General features: G+C 50.8%; 9 tRNA genes and 2 rRNA genes. All 11 read left to right on the top strand.

Annotation, left to right across the window (positions count from 1 at the left end):
- A 23S ribosomal RNA gene (locus A9178_RS18270) occupies positions 1 to 188 on the top strand; the annotation flags it as partial.
- Between the two features lie 107 nt (positions 189 to 295).
- A 5S ribosomal RNA gene (rrf, locus tag A9178_RS18265) occupies positions 296 to 408 on the top strand.
- 7 nt (positions 409 to 415) lie between these two features.
- Positions 416 to 491: transfer RNA gene (locus tag A9178_RS18260), tRNA-Val, on the top strand.
- A 1-nt stretch (position 492) separates the two neighbouring features.
- Positions 493 to 568, top strand: a tRNA-Thr gene (locus A9178_RS18255).
- Positions 569 to 574: 6 nt separating this feature from the next.
- Positions 575 to 647, top strand: a tRNA-Lys gene (locus A9178_RS18250).
- A 7-nt stretch (positions 648 to 654) separates the two neighbouring features.
- Positions 655 to 739, top strand: a tRNA-Leu gene (locus tag A9178_RS18245).
- Between the two features lie 20 nt (positions 740 to 759).
- A tRNA-Gly gene (locus A9178_RS18240) sits at positions 760 to 834 on the top strand.
- Positions 835 to 844: 10 nt separating this feature from the next.
- Positions 845 to 933: transfer RNA gene (locus A9178_RS18235), tRNA-Leu, on the top strand.
- A gap of 3 nt (positions 934 to 936) precedes the next feature.
- Positions 937 to 1,013, top strand: a tRNA-Arg gene (locus tag A9178_RS18230).
- A 6-nt stretch (positions 1,014 to 1,019) separates the two neighbouring features.
- Positions 1,020 to 1,096: transfer RNA gene (locus A9178_RS18225), tRNA-Pro, on the top strand.
- A gap of 9 nt (positions 1,097 to 1,105) precedes the next feature.
- A tRNA-Ala gene (locus A9178_RS18220) sits at positions 1,106 to 1,178 on the top strand.
- Position 1,179: the final 1 nt, after the last annotated feature.

The raw sequence follows: 1,179 nt of genomic DNA, 5'->3' as shown, positions 1-1,179 counted from the left end.
AGCTGGGTAGCTACGTGTGGAAAGGATAAGTGCTGAAAGCATCTAAGCATGAAGCCCCCCTCAAGATGAGACTTCCCATCATTTTAAATGAGTAAGATCCCTCAGAGACGATGAGGTTAATAGGTTTGAGGTGGAAGCGTGGCGACACGTGGAGCTGACAAATACTAATCGATCGAGGACTTAACTAACTTCTTTTGATGTCAAGATTACTCTTATTTAGTTTTCAGGATATAAAAAAGACTTGCTTTTTCGACAAGCAATGATATAATATATCTTGTCTTTAATTAATTGAATGTCTGGTGATGAGGGCGGAAAGGTCACACCTGTTCCCATACCGAACACAGAAGTTAAGCTTTCCAGCGCCGATGGTAGTTGGGAGTACCCTGCGAGAGTAGGACATTGCCAGACTTAATTAGGAGGATTAGCTCAGCTGGGAGAGCACCTGCCTTACAAGCAGGGGGTCACAGGTTCGAGCCCTGTATCCTCCACCACGCCGGCCTAGCTCAATTGGTAGAGCAACTGACTTGTAATCAGTAGGTTGGGGGTTCAAGTCCTCTGGCCGGCACCATTTTATGAGCCATTAGCTCAGGTGGTAGAGCATCTGACTTTTAATCAGAGGGTCGAAGGTTCGAGTCCTTCATGGCTCATCATATCGCGGGTGTGGCGGAACTGGCAGACGCGCTAGACTTAGGATCTAGTATCTTCGGATGTGGGGGTTCGACTCCCTTCACCCGCACCATAAACATCATTGCATTATATGCGGAAGTAGTTCAGTGGTAGAACACCACCTTGCCAAGGTGGGGGTCGCGGGTTCGAATCCCGTCTTCCGCTCCAGACCCTATTTGCCGGGGTGGCGGAACTGGCAGACGCACAGGACTTAAAATCCTGCGGTAGGTGACTACCGTACCGGTTCGATTCCGGTCCTCGGCACCATATGCGCCCGTAGCTCAATTGGATAGAGCGTTTGACTACGGATCAAAAGGTTAGGGGTTCGACTCCTCTCGGGCGCGCCATATAAACGGGAAGTAGCTCAGCTTGGTAGAGCACATGGTTTGGGACCATGGGGTCGCAGGTTCGAATCCTGTCTTCCCGACCACTATTCAACGGGGCCTTAGCTCAGCTGGGAGAGCGCCTGCTTTGCACGCAGGAGGTCAGCGGTTCGATCCCGCTAGGCTCCAC

The organism is Oceanobacillus sp. Castelsardo, assembly GCF_001659985.1.
Classification (GTDB): domain Bacteria; phylum Bacillota; class Bacilli; order Bacillales; family Amphibacillaceae; genus Oceanobacillus.
The sequence above is the reverse complement of the archived record's forward strand: the minus strand, read 5'-3'. Positions and strand labels throughout refer to the sequence as shown.